Source organism: Janthinobacterium fluminis, assembly GCF_028595325.1.
GTDB classification, from domain to species: domain Bacteria; phylum Pseudomonadota; class Gammaproteobacteria; order Burkholderiales; family Burkholderiaceae_D; genus Janthinobacterium; species Janthinobacterium fluminis.
Map to the genome: position 1 here is coordinate 914,442 of NZ_JAQQXR010000001.1, position 18,885 is coordinate 933,326.

Genomic DNA, 18,885 nt, shown 5'->3' on the forward strand with positions numbered 1-18,885 from the left:
AACCAGTTGCATAAAAAGAGGAGATTCGCATGGCGCCATACCCGCATCTGTTGGAACCGCTGGACCTGGGCTTTACCACCTTGAAGAACCGCGTGCTGATGGGGTCGATGCACGTCGGCCTGGAGGAGGCCGAGGATGGCTTCACGCGCATGGCCGCGTTTTACGCCGAGCGGGCGCGCGGCGGCGTCGGCCTGATCGTCACCGGCGGCATCGCCCCGAACGAGCGCGGCCGGCCGATGCGCGGCGGCGCCATGCTGAGCACCGAGGCGCAGGCCGAACAGCACCGGCAGATCACGGCGGCGGTGCACGCCGAGGGCGGCAAGATCGCCATGCAGATACTGCACTTCGGCCGCTACTCCTACCAGGCTTCGGCCGTCGCGCCCAGCGCCATCCAGGCGCCGATCAATCCGCACGTGCCGCACGCGCTGACCTCGGCCGAAGTCGAGGAAACCATCGGCGACTTCGTCCGCTGCGCCGGGCTGGCGCGGCACGCCGGCTACGACGGCGTCGAGATCATGGGTTCCGAGGGCTACCTGATCAATGAATTCATCGCCGCCCGTACCAACCAGCGCGACGACGAATGGGGCGGCGCCTACGCCAGGCGCATCCGCTTCCCGGTGGAGATCGTGCGGCGCACGCGCGCGCTGGTGGGCGAGCGCTTCATCATCATCTACCGCCTGTCGATGCTCGATCTGGTCGAGGGCGGCTCGACGCTGGACGAGGTCATCGAACTGGCCAAGGCCGTCGAGGCGGCTGGCGCGACCATCATCAACACCGGCATCGGCTGGCACGAGGCGCGCATTCCGACCATCGCCACGAAGGTGCCGCGCGGCGCCTTCGCCTGGGTCACGCAACGCCTGAAGGGGCAGGTGGCGATCCCGCTGGTGGCGACCAACCGCATCAACACCCCGGAACTGGCCGAGCAAGTGCTGGCCGACGGCTGCTGCGACATGGTGTCGATGGCGCGCCCCTTCCTGGCCGATCCCTTCTTCGTGCGCAAGGCGGAGCAGGGCCGCGCCGACGAGATCAACACCTGCATAGGCTGCAACCAGGCCTGCCTGGACCACACCTTCGCCGGCAAAATCACCTCCTGCCTGGTGAATCCGCGCGCCTGTCACGAAACCGAGCTGGCGCTGGCGCCGGCCGCGCGGCCCAAGCGCATCGCCGTCGTCGGCGCCGGACCGGCCGGCCTCAGTTTTGCCGTCAGCGCCGCCGAACGCGGCCACCGCGTGACCTTGTTCGAGTCGGCCGCGCAGATCGGTGGCCAGTTCAACATCGCCAGGAAGGTGCCGGGCAAGGAGGAGTTCGGCGAAACGCTGCGCTACTTCCGCCGCCAGATCGAACTGCGCGGCGTGGCGCTGCGGCTGAACACGCGTGTTGGGGCGCGCCAGTTGCGCGACGGCGGCTTCGACGAGATCGTGCTGGCCACCGGCGTCGTGCCGCGCACGCCGGCCATCGACGGCGCCGACCACCCGAAGGTGCTGGGCTACCTCGATGTGCTGCGCGACGATAAGCCGGTCGGTAAGACGGTGGCCCTGATCGGCGCCGGCGGCATCGGCTTCGACGTGGCCGAGTACCTGGCGCACAGCGGCGCCAGCGGCAGCGTCGACGCCGCCAAATTCTTCGCCGAATGGGGTGTCGACACCGCTTACGGCGCGGCCGGCGGCCTGCGCGCGCCGCAGGTGGCGGCGCCCGCGCGGCAAATCCATCTGCTGCAGCGCAAGCCGGGCAAGGTTGGCGACACGCTGGGCAAGACCACCGGCTGGATACACCGCGCCTCGCTGAAGGCGCGCAGGGTGGCGATGACGCCGGCGGTCAGCTACCACAAGATCGACGACGCCGGCCTGCACATCAGCGTAGACGGCGAGGCGCGCGTGCTGGCCGTCGACAATGTCGTGCTGTGCGCCGGCCAGGAGCCGCTGCGCGAGCTGTACGAAGAATTGCGCGGCGCCGGTTGCGTGGTCCACCTGATCGGCGGCGCCGACGCGGCCGCCGAACTGGACGCCAAGCGCGCCATCAACCAGGGCGTGCGCCTGGCGGCGGGGATTTGATCGCATCCGGGTGGCGCCGGATACCCTGGTTTTCAATGCAGTGCTTATACAGGAGGCTTCATGACTACATCCCCTTTGACTTTACAACCGGCCGTGGCGGCGTCGCTGGCTACCTGGCACGAGATGGTGGCCAGCCGCAATCTCGACAATCTGCTGGCGATCGTGCATCCGGACGCCGTGTTTCGTTCGCCGTTGGCGAACAGCGCCTACCATTCGTCGGCGGCGGTGGCGCTGGCGCTGGGCACCGTCATCAATGTGTTCGAGAACTTCCGCTATCACCGCCAACTGGCCTCCGACGACGGCTTGAACGTCGTGCTGGAATTCAGCGCCAACGTCGGCGACCGGCAGCTCAAGGGCATCGACCTGGTGCGCTTCGACGAAGACGGCAAGATCGTCGAGTTTGAAGTGATGGTGCGGCCGCTGAGCGGATTGCAGGCGCTGGGGCTGGAAATGGGCAAGCGCCTGGGCGAGCGCATGGCCGCCTTCAAATAAGCGGCAATGGATAGCCGGCGCCGTATGGGATAATGAGCGCCCTGTAGATGCCGGCACAATCACTCCCTTCATGTCCTTACCCCACGCACTGATTACCGCCTTGATGGAGCGGCCCTGTTCCGGTCTGGAGCTGGCGCGCCGCTTCGATCTGTCCATCGGCCATTTTTGGCACGCCACGCATCAGCAGATATATCGGGAACTGGGCCGCCTGGAGGAGCAGGGCTGGGTGGCATCGCTGCCGCCGGAGACGGGGCGCGGACGCAAGAAGGTCTATCGGGCCTTGCCGGCCGGACGGGAAGAGCTGACGCGCTGGGTCGGCGAGAGCCGCGACCCGAAGCCGATGCGCGACGAATTGATGCTGCGCCTGCGCGCCGAGGTGCTGGTCGGCCCGACCGCCGTCATGGACGAGATACAGCGGCACCTGGAGGTGCACCGCGCAAGGCTGGCGCTGTACCGGGAAATCGAGGCGCGCGACTTCCCGCCCGGCGACGCCTCGCGCGAGCGGCAGATCCAGCACCTGGTGCTGGACGCCGGCCTGATGCTGGAGGCGCTGTGGGTCGAGTGGTCGGAAAAGGCGCTGAAGGTGCTGTCCTCAAGCGCCGCAAAGGACGCCGACGCCGAGTAAACCGCCGGCTTAATGCGACATCAGCACCGGCACCGTCATCGTCTGCAGCACGGTCTTGGTGACGCCGCCCAGCAGCATTTCGCGGAAGCGGCTGTGGCCGTAGCCGCCCATGACGATCAAATCCGAATCCTGGTCGGAGGCCAGCGAGAGCAGGGCGTTGCCGACGTCGATGTCGGTGTGCTGCGGCAGCACTTCGACCTTGACGCCGTGGCGCGCCAGCACCAGCGCGATGTCGGCGCCGGGCAGCTCGCCGTGCACGCCCTGGCGCTTGGACGGATTGAACAGGGCCAGCGCGACGTTGTCGGCGCGGCGCAGCAGCGGCAGCGCGTTGGTCAGCGCCCGCGTCGATTCCATGCTGCCGTCCCAGGCGACCAGCGCGCGCTTGCCGACGCTGGGGAAGTGGCCGGCATACGGCACGATCAACACCGGCCGCGCGCTATTGAGCACCACATATTCGGGCAGGTCGGGGATAATCCGGGTCCGGCCCTCGTCCAGGTCGCACTGGCTGAGCACCACCAGGTCGCTGTAGCGCGCCTGCAGCGACAGGCCGCCCTGCGGATCGTCGTTGAGCAGCCGGCTTTCGTAGGTGTTCACGCCAGCCGCCTTGGCCAGCGACTCGAACTGCGCCAGCGCGGTGCGGGCGTGGTCCATCTCGGTGTTGATGCGCCCGGCCAGGATGGCGCCGGTCAGGTCGACGGCGTCGGCCTGGTAGATGGCGCCGGAAATGCCGCTCAACGCCGCGCCGACCAGATGCGCGCCTTCGGCCACGGCCAGCGCGGCGGCGACGCGGATGCGCTCGGGCGCGTGTTTGGATTGGTCGGCGTGTACCAGAATCGTTTTGTAGGCCATGTCGTGTCCTTGTCTATGTGGGGGCTTGCCCGGCGCTTGTCGCCGCGCCCTTGCGCGGGGCCGGTGCTCAAAGCGTAGAGGCCGGATGGCGCTGAGTCCACAAATATTCGCAGGGCTCAAGGGGTGTTTATGGAATTTTTGATCTACATCAAATTAAAAAGTGCATGCTGTTTCTAGTATGCACATCTACCGGATTCGGCATGCGCGACACGCCGCGCGGCCGGTCTGGTCGCGTCCGTATGGGCGCCGGTTTTACTCATTAAAGGAAGACATGGAAATCGGTAACAGAAGCGCCGCCGCACTGGGCGCGAGCACCACGCTGGGCGAATTGTTCGCCTGGCGCGTCAGCCAAACCCCGCAGGCCGAGGCATATCGCCAGTTCGACGCGCAGAGCGCGCAGTGGATCAGTTACACCTGGGCCGAGATGGCCGCGCGCGTCGCCGCCTGCGCCGCCGCGCTGGCCGCGCTGGAGCTGCCGCACGCGGCCAAGGTGGCGATCCTGCTGCCGAACGGCGTCGAGGCCGTCTGCATCGACCAGGCCAGCCTGGCGCTGGGCATGGTGCCGGTGCCGATGCACGCGCTCGACAACCCCGACAGCATCGCCTACATCGTCAACGACTGCGACGCCTCCGTGCTGGTGGTGACGAACTACGCGCAGTGGGCGGCGATCGCCGGCGCGGCCGCGGCCATGCCGGCGCTGAAGCTGGTGGCGGTGGCCGGCGGCGACATTCCGGCGCATCCGGCGGCGCCGGCCTCGGGGCCGGTGATGCTGGTGGCGCTGCGCGACTGGCTGGCCGTGGCCGCCGGTTCCAGCCCGGCGCGCCTGCCGGCGGTGGCCGCCGCCGACCTGGCGGCCATCGTCTACACCTCCGGCACCACCGGCAAGCCGAAAGGGGTGATGCTGACGCACGCGAACATCCTGGCCAATGTGCGCGCGCTGACCGGCTGCGTCAAGGTCGGCACGGCCGACGTGTTCCTGTCCTTCCTGCCGCTGTCGCACACCTTCGAGCGCACGGTCGGCTACTACCTGCCGATCGCCGCCGGCAGTTGCGTCGCCTACGTGCGCTCGGTGGCGCAGATCGCCGACGACCTGCAGGCGGTGCGCCCGACGGCGCTGGTGTCGGTGCCGCGCATCTACGAACGCTTCCACGCCAAGCTGGAGGAGACGATGGCCGCGTCCGGCGCCGTCACGCGCGCGCTGTTCGCGCTGGCGCAGGCGGTCGGCTGGCGCCAGTTCAGCCGGCGCCAGCACTTGCCGCCGGCGGCCGGCGGCGCGGCCTGGCTGGACGCGCTGCTGGAGCCGCTGACGCGGCGCCTGGTGGCGCGCAAGGTGCTGGCCCGTTTTGGCGGCCGGCTGCGCTTCGCCGTCTGCGGCGGCGCGCCGATGTCGCAGGCTGTCGCGCAATGCTTCCTCGGCATGGGGCTGCCGCTGCTGCAGGGCTACGGCATGACGGAAACCTCGCCGGTGGTGTGCAACAACACGGTTGAAGACAACTGGCCCGCCACCGTCGGCAAGGTGCTCGACGGCGTGCAGGTGCGCATCGGCGAGAACCAGGAACTGCAGGTGCGCGGCGCCAGCGTCATGCGCGGCTACTGGAAGCGTCCGGAGGACAGCGCCAACACCTTCACCGGCGACGGCTGGCTGCGCACCGGCGACCAGGCCAGCATCGTCGACGGACGCGTGCGCATCACCGGCCGTATCAAGGAAATCATCGTCACCTCGACCGGCGAGAAGGTCGCGCCGGCCGACCTGGAGCTGGCCATCATCGCCGACGCCCTGTTCGACCAGGCTTTCGTCATCGGCGAAAACCGGCCCTTCGTGGCGGCCTTCGTGGTGCTGAACCCGGCGGCCTGGGCGGCGCTGGCGCGCCGGCTCAACGTCGCCGACGAGCCGGCCAGCCTGGGCCTGAATGCCGTGCGCGACGCCGCGCTGGCGCAGATCCAGCAGATGTGCAAGAGCTTCCCGGCGTATGCGGTGCCGCGCGCGGTGCGCATGGAGCTGACGCCGTGGTCGATTGAAAACTCGCTGATGACGCCGACGCTGAAACTCAAGCGCAAGAACTTGCTGGCGCACTTCGAGGGCGAGACCGAGGACGTCTACCGCAAGCGCGGCTAGGCCCCTCCCCGGGGACAGACCACGATTTTCAAGAAATTATTTCTTGAAAATCGTGGTCTGTCCCCAGCTTGCTATTTGTGCAGCCGCAACCTATACTTCGCCCGTATTGCTTTCGGTATTTGCCAGCGGTCGTTGGCGAGTTTAAATGGGAAGCCGGTGAATTTTTCCGCATGGAAAAACAATGCCGGCGCTGCCCCCGCAACGGTAATCGAGTAAAAGGGTTTGCAGTATGCCACTGTGCTTCGCATGGGAAGGCGTAAACCCAGGCAGTTCCGGCCCCCGGAGCGCCACTCGTCAGCCCGGAAACCAGCCCAAAGCCTGTTAAGCGTTTGTATCGCGGAGGGCGATCCAGGTGGTATGCTGCACTCCGCACCCATCTTTTCTCTCCGGTTACAAGCTTCCCAAGTTTTCCTCTGGAAAGAACATCATGTCCACACAACACGCTGTCGTCGGCCCTGGCAATTCGCAATCCCAACTGGCGCTTTGGAAAGACAAAGTCTTGCCATTCCTGATGGCCGGCGGCCTCGGCATCGTGCTCTTGTACGGCGCGGCGTTCGCCGAGACGGAAGCCTTGCACAACGCGGCCCACGACGGCCGCCACTCGGCGGGCTTCCCGTGCCATTGACGCGACCGTCCGGCGGGGTCAATCTGGGCGCTTTCAACCGCATCGTGCGCGCCGCCGCTTTTTCGGGCATCCTGGCCGGTTTGCTGTTGACGGCCGTGCAGCAGGTCCAGGTCAGCAAGATCATCTTGCAGGCCGAGACGTATGAGGATGCCGCCAGCGCCGCGCCCCAGCCCGAACACGTCCACGCCGCGCCGGTGCAGCATGTCCACGCGGACGGTCACGCGCATACCCACGAGGCCGCGCCCGCGCATGCCCACGACGGCGCCGCCGAACCCGCGCATTCCCACGACGGCGGCGCGGCGCATTCGCACGCCGGCTGGCAGCCGGAAAACGGCGCCGAGCGCACCTTCTTCACGGCCGTGGCAAATATCAGCATGGCGGTCGGCTTCGGCCTGCTGCTGGCGGGCGCCATCAGCCTGCGCGGCCAGGTTACGGGCTGGCGCGCCGGCCTGCTGTGGGGCGCCGCCGGTTACGGCGTCTTTTTCCTGGCGCCGTCCATCGGCCTGCCGCCGGAAGTGCCGGGCACGGCCGCCGCGCCGCTGGCCGCGCGCCAGATGTGGTGGCTGACGACGGTTGCCGCGTCGGCGGGCGGTTTGGCGCTGCTGGTGTTTGCCCGCGGTCTGCCGTTGAGGGCGCTGGGCGCGGCCGTGCTGTTCGTGCCGCATCTGGTCGGCGCGCCGCAGCCGGAAGTGCATGCCAGCACCGCGCCGGCCGAGCTGGCGCGTGCCTTCATCTACGCGACGGCTTGGGCCAACGGCGCATTCTGGCTTGCGCTGGGCGCGCTGGCGGGGTTCTTCTACAAAAAATCCGCCTGAGCCGGACCGCATGAGAACCCACAACCGTCACGTCTTCATGTGCGTCGGCCCGCGCTGCACCGAAAACGGTTTGCAGGCGCAGGCCATGTTCGAGCTGATGGGCGAGAAGATCGACGCCCGCCCCGAACTGACCGTCAAGCGCACCCGCACGCACTGCATGGTCGCCTGCCGGAACAATGGCCCCATCCTGGTCGTGTATCCGGAAGGCGTCTGGTACAACCGCGTCGACGAGGCGGCGGTGGAGCGCATCGTCACCGAGCATCTGGTCGGCGGCAAGGAAGTAAGCGATTTGATTTTCCATCGCCTCGGCGAAGGCGACACCTGTACATTGGATAAGCAAGATGTCTGAAGCACCGGCCGGGAAGGCGCAGATTGCGCTGTTGACGCACGCATCGAATGATTTGACGGTTTTACACAACGCCTTGTCGCAGATGCCGCCGGACTTCGCGCCGGTGGCGGGCGTCAATTTGCAGTCGCTGGAAAGCGAATCGCAGATGGCGCTGCTGCTGGCGGGGGAACTGGCCGGCGCGCGCATCATCGTGCTGCGCGTGCTGGGCCGCCTCGGCGGCGTGCCCGGCTTCGCTGAACTGGTCGGACTGGCGCGGCGCCAGGGCCGCCACCTGATCGCCATCAGCGGCACCGGCGAGCCGGACCCGGAGCTGGCGGCGGTGTCGACCGTGTCGCCGGACGTGCTGCAGCAGGCGCTGAAGTACTTCCAGGCCGGCGGCAGCACCAACCTGGCGCAACTGCTGCGCTACCTGTCCGACCATCTGCTGCTGACGGGCTTCGGCTTCGAGGCGGCGCACGCCCTGCCGGAACACGGCATCTACCATCCCGACCTGGCGCAAGGCGCCGGCGTGGCCGACTGGCTGGCGCTGCGCGCGCCGCAGCAACCCAGCGTCGGCATCGTCTTCTACCGCGCCCACTGGATGAGCGGTAACACGCGCTTCATCGACGCGCTGCTGGCCGCGCTGGAGCAGCGCGGCATGAACGTGCTGCCGGTGTTCACCGCCTCGCTGCGGGCCGGCGGCGAGGGCGGCGCCAGCCTGCCGAGCGCGCTACGCTACTTCAGCGGCGAGCAGGGCGCGCATATCGACGTGCTGATTAATACCACCTCGTTCGCGATGGGCGAGATCACGCCCGGCGGGCCGACCCCGGCCGGCTGGTCGGTCGGCGTGCTGGAAACGCTGAACGTGCCGGTGCTGCAGGCGATCACCAGCGGCATGACGCTGGCGCAGTGGCAGCAGTCGGCGCGCGGCCTGAATCCGCTCGACGCGGCGATGAACGTCGTGCTGCCCGAGTTCGACGGCCGCATCATCACGGTGCCGGTGTCGTTCAAGGCGCGCGCGGCGGGGCTGCCGAGCGAGGCGGTCGAGTACGAGCCGCAGCCCGAGCGCGTCGCCCGCGTGGCCGGCATCGCGGCGCGGTTCGCCCGCCTGAAGCGCGTGCCGAACGCCGAGAAGCGCGTGGCCTTCATGTTCACCAATTCCAGCAGCAAGGCTTCGCAGATCGGCAACGCCGTCGGCCTGGACGCGCCGGCTTCGCTGATGCGCATCCTCGACGCGATGCGCGTGGCCGGCTACGACGTCGGCGCACTGCCGAAGGACGGCACGGCGCTGATCCACGATCTGGTGCAGCGCTGCTCCTACGATAATATCTATCTGACGGCCGAGCAGTTGACGCACGCGGCCGGGCGCGTGCCGGCGGCGCAGTACGCCGCCTGGTTCGCCGACCTGCCGGCCGAGATGCAGGACAAAATGACGGCCCAGTGGGGCGCCGCGCCCGGCGAGGCGTATGTCCACGACGGCCACCTCGCGCTGGCCGGCATCGAGCTGGGCAACACCTTCGTCGCGCTGCAGCCGCCGCGCGGCTACGGCATGGACCCGGACGCGATTTACCACCAGCCCGACCTGCCGCCCACCCATCATTATTATGCCTTGTACCGCTGGCTGCGCGACGAGTGGCGCGCCGACGCCATCGTCCACGTCGGCAAGCACGGCACGATGGAGTGGTTGCCCGGCAAAGGCGTCGGCTTGTCGGAGAACTGCTTCCCGGATGCCTTGCTCGGCGACTTGCCGCTGTTTTATCCCTTTATCATCAACGATCCGGGCGAAGGCTCGCAGGCGAAGCGGCGCGGCCACGCGGTCGTCGTCGATCACCTGACACCGCCGATGACCACGGCCGATACCTACGGCGCGTTGGCCCAGTTGACCCAACTGGTCGATGAATATTATCAGGTCGAGGTGCTGGACCCGGCCAAGCTGCCGCTGCTGCAGCAGCAGATATGGGAGCTGGTCAAGCAGACCAATCTGGACGCCGACCTGCAGGCGCGCCTGCTGCACCATGACCACGACCACGACCACGATCATGAGCATGGACATGGCCACCATCACGGCCACGACCATCATCACGGCCACGACCACGGCCACGGCCATGAGCACGGCCACGACCATACCCACGACGGCGAACTCCCCGAGGCCCTGGCCAATATGGGCGGCTCCGACGTCGCCCACTTGATCGAAGACCTGGACGGTTACCTGTGCGAACTCGGCTCGGCGCAAATCCGCGACGGCCTGCACATCCTCGGACGCGGCCCGGACGACGAGCAACTGCCGGATATGCTGGTGTCGCTGACGCGCCTGCCGAACCAGGACATTCCCGGTTTGCAGGCCGAAGTGGCGCGCCTGTTCGGCCTGAACATGGACATGCTGCTGGACCAGAAGGGCCGCCGCCTGAACGTGGTCGACGCGCTGGCCCGGCTGGCAAAGCGCGCCGTCGTCACGCGCGCGGACGCGCTCGACGCAATCGACGCGTTGTGTCTGCAACTGTTTACCGAACTGCGAACCCACGGCTATCTGGCGGCGCGCATCGACGACGCGCTCGACACAGTTTTCGATGGACTGGACGCCGACAGCGCGGCCGCCGCCAAGCCGCTGCTGCAACCGGCGCTGCGACCCGGCGGCAATATGCTGTCGCAAATGGGCAAGCCGCGCGCCAAGCTGGCCGCGCCACCCCGCGCGCCTGCGGCCAGCGTCACACCGGCGCCCAGCGCGGCCCGTTTCGACGCCTTGCGCAGCGTGCTCGGTTTCGCCTGCCGCGAACTGGTGCCGAACCTGGCCCGCGCCACCGACGAAATCGACAACCTGATCAACGGTCTGGCCGGCGCCTACGTGCCGGCCGGCCCGAACGGCTCGCCGACGCGCGGCATGGCGCACATCCTGCCGACCGGACGTAATTTCTATTCCGTCGACCCGCGCAGCGTGCCGTCGCAATCGGCCTGGCGCGTCGGCCTGCAACTGGCGCACGAGGTGCTGGTGCGGCACGAGCGCGAAACCGGCGCCTACCCGGAGAGCGTCGCCATCAGCATCTGGGGCACCAGCGCGATGCGCACCCACGGCGACGACGTCGCGCAGATCCTGGCGCTGCTGGGCGTGCGGCCCGTGTGGCGCGCCGAAAGCCGTCAGGTCAGCGGCGTCGAAGTCATTCCGCTGGACGAGCTGAAGCGCCCGCGCATCGACGTCACGACGCGCATCAGCGGCTTCTTCCGCGACGCCTTCCCGCAGTTGATCGACCTGATCGACGACGCCGTCAACACCGTCATCCAGCTCGACGAGCCGCTGACGCACAATTTCGTGCGCAAGCATTATCTGGCCGAGCTGGGCGACTGGATCGGCCAAGGCTTGCCGCAGGACGAGGCGGAGCGGCGCGCGGCCTACCGCGTCTTCGGCGCCAAGCCGGGCAGCTACGGCGCCGGCATCCTGCCGCTGATCCAGCACAAAAACTGGGAGGCCGACGCCGATTTCGCCGAAGCCTACGTCAACTGGGGCGGCTACGCCTACGCGCGCGGCGCCCAGGGCGCGGACCAGCGCGACGCCTTCAAGGTGCGCCTGTCCGGCGTGCAGGTGGCGCTGCACAACCAGGACAACCGCGAGCATGACATCTTCGACAGCGACGACTACCTGCAATTCCACGGCGGGATGATCGCGACGATACGCGCGCTGACCGGGCAGCAGCCGCGCCACTACTTCGGCGACAGCCACGATCCGGCGCGCGCCCAGGTGCGCGACCTGAAGGAGGAGACGCTGCGCGTGTTCCGTTCGCGCGTGGTCAATCCGAAGTGGCTGGCCAGCATCCAGCGCCACGGCTACAAGGGCGGCCTGGAGCTGACGGCCACGGTTGACTACCTGTTCGGCTACGACGCCACCGCCCAGGTGATGGACGACTGGATGTACGAGAACGTCGCCGAGGCTTACGGCTTCGATCCGCAGATGCAGCAGTTCCTGCAGGAGGCCAACCCGTGGGCGCAGAACGCCATTGCCGAGCGCCTGCTGGAAGCGGCCAGCCGCGGCATGTGGGCCGAGCCGCGCCCGGAAACGCTGGACAAGCTGCGCGAGCTGTACCTGAATAGTGAAACCCTGCTGGAGGCGCGCGGCGAAACCCCGCGCAGCGTATAAGATGACGAGCACGAATTTTCCCTTTTCCGCCATTGTCGGGCAGCCGCAATTGCAGGCGGCGCTGTTGCTGTGCGCCGTCGATCCGAGCATGGGGGGCGTGCTGATCCGGGGCGACAAGGGCACCGCGAAAAGCACCGCCGCGCGCGCGCTGGCCGACGTGCTGCCGCGCGTCGAGCGGGTTGCCGGCTGCGCCTACAATTGCGCGCCGGCGGCGCCGTGCGAACACTGCGACGCCTGCCGCGACGGCCAGCCCGAGCTGTCCGCCGTGCCCTTCGTCACGCTGCCGCTGGGCGCGACGGAAGACCGCGTGCTGGGCAGCCTCGACCTGGCGCGCGCGCTGCAGGGCGCCCAGCGCGCCTTTCAGCCCGGCCTGCTGGCGGCCGCCCACCGCGGCGTGCTGTATATCGACGAGGTGAACCTGCTGGCCGACCACCTGGTCGACGTGCTGCTCGACGTCGCCGCGATGGGCGTCAACTCGGTGCAGCGCGAAGGTTTGTCGATCAAGCATGCGGCGCGCTTCACGCTGATTGGCACGATGAACCTGGAGGAGGGCGACCTGCGTCCGCAACTGTTGGACCGTTTCGGCCTGATGGTCGAGGTGGCCGCGCCGCGCGACAAGAAGGTGCGCTCCGAGGTCGTGCGCCGCCGCATCGCCTATGAAAGCGATCCGGCCGGCTTCGGCGCGGCCTGGGAATTGCAGCAGCAGGCCCTGCACCGCCAGCTCGCCACCGCCCAGCGGCTGCTGCCGGAGGTGGTGCTGGACGACGCCATGCTCGACCTGATCAGCCACCTGTGCTGCGAATTCGAGGTGGCCAGCCTGCGCGCCGACATCGTCATGCACAAGGCTGCGCGCGCGCTGGCCGCGCTGGACGGGCGCCTGAAGGTGACGCCGGCCGATTTGCGCAACGCCGCCGAGCTGGTGCTGCCGCACCGGCGCCGCCGCAAGCCCTTCGAGCAACCGGGCCTGGACCGCGAGCGTCTCGACGAGCTGATGCGGCAGGCCGCGCAGCAGCCGCAACCCGAGGACGGCCAGGACGCGCCCGACCAGGATCAGGAACAGGAACAGCGCGGCGAATCCGAGCCGCAGGACGAAGAACAGGTGTTTGCCGCCGTAGCCGGCAACGGCGCGGCGCCGCGCATCGCCGTCGAGTCCCACGCCGCCCGCGCCAGCATGGGCCGGCGCAGCGAGGCCGCGAACGCGCCGCGCGGACGCGTCGTGCGCGCGGTGCCGGACGAAAACCCGAGCAGCCTGGCCATCGGCGCGACGCTGCGCAGCGCCGCCTTGCGCGATCCGGGCAATTTGCATGTCAGCAAAGCGGATCTGCACCAGCAGGTCCGCGTCGGCAAAAGCGCCAACCTGATCCTGTTCGTGGTCGACGCCTCCGGTTCGATGGCGGCGCAGCGCCGCATGGTAGCGGTCAAGGGCGCCGTGATGACGCTGCTGACCGACGCCTACCAGCGCCGCGACGAAGTGGCGGTGATTGCATTCCGGGGCCAGGCGGCGCAACTGCTGCTGGCGCCGACCCGCAGCGTCGAGCGCGCCGAACAGGGTCTGGGCGAATTGCCGACGGGCGGACGCACGCCGTTGCCGCACGCGCTGCAACTGGCGCTGGAAACGCTGGAACGCGCCGCCGGCGGCGCGCCGCCGTTGCTGGTGTTGCTTACCGACGGCAAGGCCAATGTCGCAATGGGCGAAGGCGGCGACCCCTGGCGCGAATCGCTGGCGATGGCCGGCATGCTGGCCGAACGCGGCGTGCCGGCGCTGGTGCTGGACACCGAAAGCGGCTATCTGCGCCTCGGCCGCGCCGCGCAACTGGCGCAGACGCTGGGCGCCGAATGCCTGACGCTGGAACAGCTTTCCGCCGACAGCCTGGCGCTGACGATCCGCGCGCGCATGGGGGCCGCATGAAGCCCGGCAAGGTATATTTGATCGGCGCCGGCCCCGGCGACGTCGAGCTGATGACGCTGAAGGCGGTGCGCCTGCTGGGCGAGGCCGACGTGGTGCTGCTGGACGACCTGGTCAACCGCGAGGTGCTGCGCTTCGCCGCGCCGCAGGCGCGCGTGATCGAAGTGGGCAAGCGCGGCGGCCGCCATTCGGCGACCCAGCAGGCGATCCACGAGCAGATGCTGGAGCACGCGCAGGCCGGCCGGATCGTGGCGCGGCTGAAAGGCGGCGACCCCTTCGTCTTCGGGCGCGGCGGCGAGGAAATGCAGTGCCTGCAAGCGGCCGGCATCGAGGTCGAAGTGGTCAGCGGGGTCACCTCCGGCGTGGCGGCTCCGGCGGCGCTGGGCATTCCGCTGACGCACCGCGACCATGCGCGCAGCGTCACCTTTTTGACCGGGCACGGCTGCAACGACAGCCCGACCAATTGGACCGCGCTGGTGGCGGCCGGTGGAACGCTGGTAATCTATATGGGTATCGCCAATTTACCGCACATTGTCGAACAGTTGCTGGCGGCCGGCATGCCGGCCACGCGGCCGGCGGCGGCGATCCAGCACGGCACCTTGCCGCAGCAGCGCTGCGTGGCGGCGCCGCTGGCGGAACTGGCGTGCGTGGTGCAGGCGCAGGGCATCGGCAGCCCATCCATCGTCATTGTCGGCGACGTGGTCGGTGCCGCGCGGCTGGTCGGCGCGCCGGCGGCGTAGAAATTCCGCTTCGCGGGGGCAGACCCTTTTTTGGGGCCTGCCCCCAGCATTACTCAATACATCGAAGGAGCAGTTTGTATGATCATTTGTATCGGCGCAGGGCCGGGTGACATTGGCTATCTGACGCAGCGCGGCGCGGACCTGATCCGCAACGCCGACGTCGTCGCCGGTTTCGAGGCCGTGCTGAACGTGGTGCGCAGCTTGATCCCGGCCCAGGCCCAGGTGATCACGATGGGTTACCGCGACCAGGTCGCCAAACTCGACGAGTGCGCGGTCGAGCACCACGCCGGCAAGAAGTGCGTGGTGGTCTTCATGGGCGACATCCACTTCAGCGGCTTCCAGTACCTGGAGCGGGTCGAGCGCGCCGTCGGCCATCCGGTCGAGTCGCTGCCGGGCATTTCGTCGGCGCAGATCCTCGCCTCGCGCGCCAAGGTCTGCTTCGACGAAACCACCTTCATCACCTTCCACCGCCGTGGCGACCTGAGTCCCTTCAAGCGCCACCTCGTGCATGTGCTGCAGGACCAGCGCAACGCCATCGTGATTCCCTGCCCGTGGGACGAGGCGCGCTCCTTCATGCCCTGGCATATCGCCGCCTACTTGATGGAGCAGGGCATTTCGCCCGAGCATCCGACTGAGGTATGGGAAAACCTGACCCGCGGCGAAGCCGAATGGCACGGCACGCTGGCCGAGTGCGCCCAGCATAAATGCTCGGACATGAGCATCATGCTGATCCGCACGCTGGCGCCGATGGCCAGCCAGATCGAGCCGGCGGAGAGCAAATGACGCAGGCGGAAAAAACCGGCATCGTCGTGGCTGGCCACGGCAGCCGCGACCCCGACGCCGTGCGCGAATTCGAGGCGCTGGTGGAGCTGGTGCGGGCGCGCGCGCCGAACGACGTGGTCAGCCACGGCTACCTGGAGTTTTCCAGCCCCACCATCGCCGAGGCGGTGGCGGCGAACCTGGCCGCCGGCGCCCGCCAGGTGGCGGTGGTGCCGGGCGTGCTGCTGGCCGCCCGCCACGCCAAGAACGACATGCCGGCCGAAGTGCTGGCGTTGGCGCGCGACTATCCCGACATCGACTTCCACTTCGGCGCGCCGCTGAACCTGCATCCGCAGCTGCTGCAACTGGCGCAGGAGCGCATCGTCGCGGCCGAGGCGGGCTCGGCCGCCACCGTGCGGCGCGGCGACACCTGCCTGGTGCTGGTGGGGCGCGGCACCACCGACCCGGACGCCAACGGCGAAGTGTCGAAAATGGCGCGCATGCTGGAGGAGGGCATGGGCTTCGGCGCCGCCTACGTCTGCTATTCGGGCACCGCCACGCCGCTGGTCGCCGACGGCCTGCGCGCCGCCGCGCGCATGGGTTACGCGCGCCTGGTGGTGCTGCCGTTCTTCCTGTTCGACGGCGTGCTGGTCAAGCGCATCTACGCGGCCGCCGACGAACTGGGCGAGCGCGAGCCGGGCATCGAGGTGCTGAAGGCCGGCTACCTCGGCGTGCACCCGCACGTCGCCGACGTGATGATCGAGCGCGCGCGCGAGGCCGTGGCCGGACGCGCCGCGATGAACTGCTCGCTGTGCAAATACCGCGTGCAGATCGTCGGCTTCGAGCAGCAGGTCGGCGAACCGCAGCGCGCCCACCACCTGGCCGTGCGCGGCCTGCTGGCCAACGAGGAGGCCGCCGACAAGGCGCCCGCCGCCGGCTTCAGCGCCTACGAACCGCACCCGATCGAGGCCGAGAGCTTCCGCATCATCGCCGAAGGGCGCGACTGGAGCGCCTTCCCGGCGGCCCACCTGACGGTGCTGCAGCGGCTGGTGCACACCAGCGGCGACTTCGACGCCGTCAACGACATGTATTTTTCGCCCGGCGCCATCGAAAACGGCATACGCGCGCTGCTGCGCTGCAAACGCGTGCTGACCGATGTGACGATGGTGCAGACCGGCCTGAAACGGGCCTTGCTGGAGCAGCTGGGCATCGACACCTGGTGCGGCGTGCACGACCGCGAGACGCATCTGATGTCGGAACAGTACGGCATCACGCGCTCGGCGGCCGGCATCCGCCGCGGCTGGGAAAAATTCGGCAACGACGTGGTGGTGTCGATCGGCGACGCGCCGACCGCGATCGCCGAGGCGGTGCGTCTGATCCGCGACCACGGCTGGCGCCCGCAACTGGTGATCGGCCTGCCGGTCGGCTTCGTCGGCACGCGCGAAACCAAGGAGGAGCTGCGGCGCTGCCTGCAGGTGCCGCGCATCACCAACAGCGGAACGCGCGGCGGTTCGCCGTGGGCGGCCAGCGTGGTCAACGGCATGATGATCGACGCGCTGAACCAGCTCGCCGGGTATGAGCCTGGCTGAACGCAGCGAGTACGATCTTGCAGTGCTGGCCCTCAACGGCCTGCGGCGCGGCCGCACGACGGGAAGTTGCGCGACGGCCGCCGTCAAGGCGGCGCTGAACCTGCTGCTGGCCGGCGAGCGCTGCGAACAGGTGAAGGTCAGCCTGCCGGACGGCGTGCATTATCTGCTGGTGCCGATCCAGAAGGTGGACTGGCTGGCGGCGGATGTGGTGCGGGCCGAGGTGCTGAAGGACGGCGGCGACGATCCGGACAACACCCACGGCGCGACGATTTTCGCCGAGGTGCGCCGCAACGACGCGCGCCAGTTGCGCTTTTTCGCCGGGCGCGGCGTCGGCACGGCGACCCGGCCGGGCCTGCGGGTGGCGGTCGGCGAGCCGGCCATCAACCCGGTGCCGCGGCAGATGATGCGCATGGCGGTGGCCGAGGTGCTCGACGAGGCGCTGGCGGAGCAGGCCGACGCCGGCTTCGACCTGAGCATAGGTTGCGAGGACGGCGAGGCCATCGCGCGCAAGACCTTCAACCCGCGCCTGGGCATCGTCGGCGGCATTTCGATCCTCGGCACTTCGGGCATCGTCGAACCGATGTCGATGGCGACCTGGATCGCCTCGATCGAAGTCTATGTGCGCGTCGCGCTGGGCGGCGGCGCGTCGAGCGTGGCCTACCTGCCCGGAAAAATCGGCCGCGAGTACGCCAGGGACGTGCTGGGCCTGCCGGAGCGCTGCAGCGTGCAGATCGCCAACTTCCTCGGCGATTCGCTGGACTTCACGCAAAAGGCGCTGGAGGAGGAGGGCCGCACGCTGGACGTGCTGTGGTTGGCCGGACATCCGGGCAAGCTGGCGAAGGTGCTGGACGGCTGGTGGGACACGCATTCGGGCAAGAGCAAGATGGCGATGGCCGGCGTGGCGCGGGTGGCGGCTGAACTGGGCTACCCGGCGCCGCTGGTGCAAGAGATAGAAAACGCAAACACAGTGGAAGCGGCAATGGAAATACTAAAGAGTGAACCCGGTGCGCAGGCATTCTGGATGGAGATCGAGCGGCGCATCGGCGCGCTCGCGCACGCGCGCGTGCCGGCGGTGAAGCGGCTGGAGGTGCGCCTGTTCGACCTGGCCGGCAACAGCCTGGGGGCGGACGCATGAGCGCGCCACTGGGCACCCTGTGGGGCATCGGCGTCGGTCCCGGCCCGGCCGGCTACCTGCCGCTGGCGGCGCTGGAGGCGCTGCGCCGCGCCGACCTGATCTACGCGCCGCGGGCGCGCAGCGCCGACACCTCGGTGGCGCTGCAGTGCCTGGCCGGCATCGACCTGGACCCGGCCAAGCTGCGCGAGATCGAATTCAATATGGACCCGGACCGCGCCGTGCTGAGCGAGCACTACGCGCAGCTGGCCGACGCCATCGCCGTGGAATTGCGCGCCGGCCGCAACGTCGCCTACCTGACCATCGGCGACTCGCTGACCTATTCGACCTACGGCTACGTGCTGGCGGGCCTGCGCGAGCGCCTGCCCGAGGCGACGCTGCACACCTTCCCCGGCGTCACCAGCTACGCCTCGGCGGCGGCGGCGCTCAGCTGGCCGCTGGGCGAGGGCAAGGAGCGCGTGCTGATTTTGCCGTGCCCGGAAACGCCGCAGGAACTGCGGCGCGATATCGAAACCCACGACATCGTCGTGCTGATGAAGGTCGGCGCGCGCCTGGGCTGGGTGCTCGACCTGCTGCGCGAGATGGGCATCGCCCAGCACTGCGCGTTCGCGCGGCGCATCGGCCTGCCCGGCGAAATGCTGGCCAGCGGCGTCGGCGACCTGGTCGCCGGCGAGGCGATGGGCTACCTGGCCACCTTGCTGGTGCGCCGCAATCCACGAGAAGAAAGATAAC

15 protein-coding genes and 1 riboswitch are annotated in these 18,885 nt (G+C 68.7%); of the genes, 14 read left to right on the top strand and 1 reads right to left on the bottom strand.

Going from position 1 to position 18,885, the window contains the following annotated elements:
• The first annotated feature begins 29 nt into the window (after positions 1–29).
• The 3 genes from OIK44_RS04075 (at position 30) to OIK44_RS04085 (ending at position 3,168) form a co-directional block, all read left to right on the top strand.
• Positions 30–2,051, top strand: a complete 2,022-nt coding sequence (locus tag OIK44_RS04075) for an NADPH-dependent 2,4-dienoyl-CoA reductase (protein WP_273669392.1) — start codon at positions 30–32, stop codon at positions 2,049–2,051.
• A 60-nt stretch (positions 2,052–2,111) separates the two neighbouring features.
• On the top strand, positions 2,112–2,543 hold the full coding sequence (locus tag OIK44_RS04080) for a nuclear transport factor 2 family protein (RefSeq protein WP_273669393.1): 432 nt from the start codon (positions 2,112–2,114) through the stop codon (positions 2,541–2,543).
• A gap of 70 nt (positions 2,544–2,613) precedes the next feature.
• Entirely contained in the window at positions 2,614–3,168 is a 555-nt protein-coding gene (locus tag OIK44_RS04085) for a PadR family transcriptional regulator (RefSeq protein WP_273669395.1), read from the top strand.
• A 9-nt stretch (positions 3,169–3,177) separates the two neighbouring features.
• On the opposite strand, the gene OIK44_RS04090 is transcribed toward OIK44_RS04085, so the two are convergent.
• Positions 3,178–4,017: a universal stress protein gene (locus OIK44_RS04090; protein WP_273669396.1), complete on the bottom strand. Its 840-nt coding sequence runs from the start codon at positions 4,015–4,017 to the stop codon at positions 3,178–3,180.
• Between the two features lie 271 nt (positions 4,018–4,288).
• Here OIK44_RS04090 and OIK44_RS04095 point away from each other — a divergent pair, with 271 nt between their 5' ends.
• From OIK44_RS04095 to cobI, 11 genes are all read left to right on the top strand, one after another.
• Complete coding sequence (locus OIK44_RS04095) at positions 4,289–6,133, top strand: AMP-dependent synthetase/ligase (protein WP_273669397.1); 1,845 nt, start codon at positions 4,289–4,291, stop codon at positions 6,131–6,133.
• 96 nt (positions 6,134–6,229) lie between these two features.
• Positions 6,230–6,462: riboswitch (cobalamin riboswitch) on the top strand.
• Positions 6,463–6,560: 98 nt separating this feature from the next.
• The gene (locus tag OIK44_RS04100) at positions 6,561–6,758 is read left to right on the top strand and encodes a CbtB domain-containing protein (protein WP_273669398.1); all 198 of its coding nucleotides are present in this window, start codon (positions 6,561–6,563) and stop codon (positions 6,756–6,758) included.
• A complete protein-coding gene (locus OIK44_RS04105) occupies positions 6,749–7,573 on the top strand; it encodes a CbtA family protein (protein ID WP_420213814.1) in 825 nt (274 codons plus the stop codon). Before OIK44_RS04100 ends, OIK44_RS04105 begins: the two co-directional genes overlap by 10 nt.
• Positions 7,574–7,583: 10 nt before the next feature.
• Positions 7,584–7,922, top strand: a complete 339-nt coding sequence (locus OIK44_RS04110; protein ID WP_273669399.1) for a (2Fe-2S) ferredoxin domain-containing protein — start codon at positions 7,584–7,586, stop codon at positions 7,920–7,922.
• Positions 7,915–12,027: a cobaltochelatase subunit CobN gene (locus tag OIK44_RS04115; RefSeq protein ID WP_273669400.1), complete on the top strand. Its 4,113-nt coding sequence runs from the start codon at positions 7,915–7,917 to the stop codon at positions 12,025–12,027. Before OIK44_RS04110 ends, OIK44_RS04115 begins: the two co-directional genes overlap by 8 nt.
• A gap of 1 nt (position 12,028) precedes the next feature.
• Complete coding sequence (locus OIK44_RS04120) at positions 12,029–13,936, top strand: putative cobaltochelatase (RefSeq protein ID WP_273669401.1); 1,908 nt, start codon at positions 12,029–12,031, stop codon at positions 13,934–13,936.
• Positions 13,933–14,673, top strand: coding sequence for a uroporphyrinogen-III C-methyltransferase (gene cobA / locus OIK44_RS04125; protein WP_273669402.1), 741 nt, complete (start codon positions 13,933–13,935; stop codon positions 14,671–14,673). Before OIK44_RS04120 ends, cobA begins: the two co-directional genes overlap by 4 nt.
• Positions 14,674–14,751: 78 nt before the next feature.
• Positions 14,752–15,456 carry a cobalt-precorrin-7 (C(5))-methyltransferase gene (locus OIK44_RS04130; RefSeq protein WP_273669403.1) on the top strand — a complete coding sequence of 235 codons (705 nt, stop codon included), beginning with the start codon at positions 14,752–14,754 and terminating at the stop codon, positions 15,454–15,456.
• Complete coding sequence (locus OIK44_RS04135) at positions 15,453–17,021, top strand: precorrin-8X methylmutase (protein WP_273669404.1); 1,569 nt, start codon at positions 15,453–15,455, stop codon at positions 17,019–17,021. Before OIK44_RS04130 ends, OIK44_RS04135 begins: the two co-directional genes overlap by 4 nt.
• Positions 17,008–18,156, top strand: a complete 1,149-nt coding sequence (cbiD, locus tag OIK44_RS04140) for a cobalt-precorrin-5B (C(1))-methyltransferase CbiD (protein WP_273669405.1) — start codon at positions 17,008–17,010, stop codon at positions 18,154–18,156. Before OIK44_RS04135 ends, cbiD begins: the two co-directional genes overlap by 14 nt.
• Positions 18,153–18,884 carry a precorrin-2 C(20)-methyltransferase gene (gene cobI, locus OIK44_RS04145; protein WP_273669406.1) on the top strand — a complete coding sequence of 244 codons (732 nt, stop codon included), beginning with the start codon at positions 18,153–18,155 and terminating at the stop codon, positions 18,882–18,884. The genes cbiD and cobI overlap by 4 nt, the downstream gene beginning before the upstream one ends.
• Position 18,885 lies beyond the last annotated feature (1 nt).

What these genes read in the sequence shown, in the direction of transcription:
- OIK44_RS04075 (WP_273669392.1), top strand. Translation starts at nt 30, where the DNA reads ATGGCGCCATACCCGCATCTGTTGGAACCGCTGGACCTGGGCTTTACC.
- OIK44_RS04080 (WP_273669393.1), top strand. Translation starts at nt 2,112, where the DNA reads ATGACTACATCCCCTTTGACTTTACAACCGGCCGTGGCGGCGTCGCTG.
- OIK44_RS04085 (WP_273669395.1), top strand. Translation starts at nt 2,614, where the DNA reads ATGTCCTTACCCCACGCACTGATTACCGCCTTGATGGAGCGGCCCTGT.
- OIK44_RS04090 (WP_273669396.1), bottom strand. Translation starts at nt 4,017, where the DNA reads ATGGCCTACAAAACGATTCTGGTACACGCCGACCAATCCAAACACGCG.
- OIK44_RS04095 (WP_273669397.1), top strand. Translation starts at nt 4,289, where the DNA reads ATGGAAATCGGTAACAGAAGCGCCGCCGCACTGGGCGCGAGCACCACG.
- OIK44_RS04100 (WP_273669398.1), top strand. Translation starts at nt 6,561, where the DNA reads ATGTCCACACAACACGCTGTCGTCGGCCCTGGCAATTCGCAATCCCAA.
- OIK44_RS04110 (WP_273669399.1), top strand. Translation starts at nt 7,584, where the DNA reads ATGAGAACCCACAACCGTCACGTCTTCATGTGCGTCGGCCCGCGCTGC.
- OIK44_RS04115 (WP_273669400.1), top strand. Translation starts at nt 7,915, where the DNA reads ATGTCTGAAGCACCGGCCGGGAAGGCGCAGATTGCGCTGTTGACGCAC.
- OIK44_RS04120 (WP_273669401.1), top strand. Translation starts at nt 12,029, where the DNA reads ATGACGAGCACGAATTTTCCCTTTTCCGCCATTGTCGGGCAGCCGCAA.
- cobA (WP_273669402.1), top strand. Translation starts at nt 13,933, where the DNA reads ATGAAGCCCGGCAAGGTATATTTGATCGGCGCCGGCCCCGGCGACGTC.
- OIK44_RS04130 (WP_273669403.1), top strand. Translation starts at nt 14,752, where the DNA reads ATGATCATTTGTATCGGCGCAGGGCCGGGTGACATTGGCTATCTGACG.
- OIK44_RS04135 (WP_273669404.1), top strand. Translation starts at nt 15,453, where the DNA reads ATGACGCAGGCGGAAAAAACCGGCATCGTCGTGGCTGGCCACGGCAGC.
- cbiD (WP_273669405.1), top strand. Translation starts at nt 17,008, where the DNA reads ATGAGCCTGGCTGAACGCAGCGAGTACGATCTTGCAGTGCTGGCCCTC.
- cobI (WP_273669406.1), top strand. Translation starts at nt 18,153, where the DNA reads ATGAGCGCGCCACTGGGCACCCTGTGGGGCATCGGCGTCGGTCCCGGC.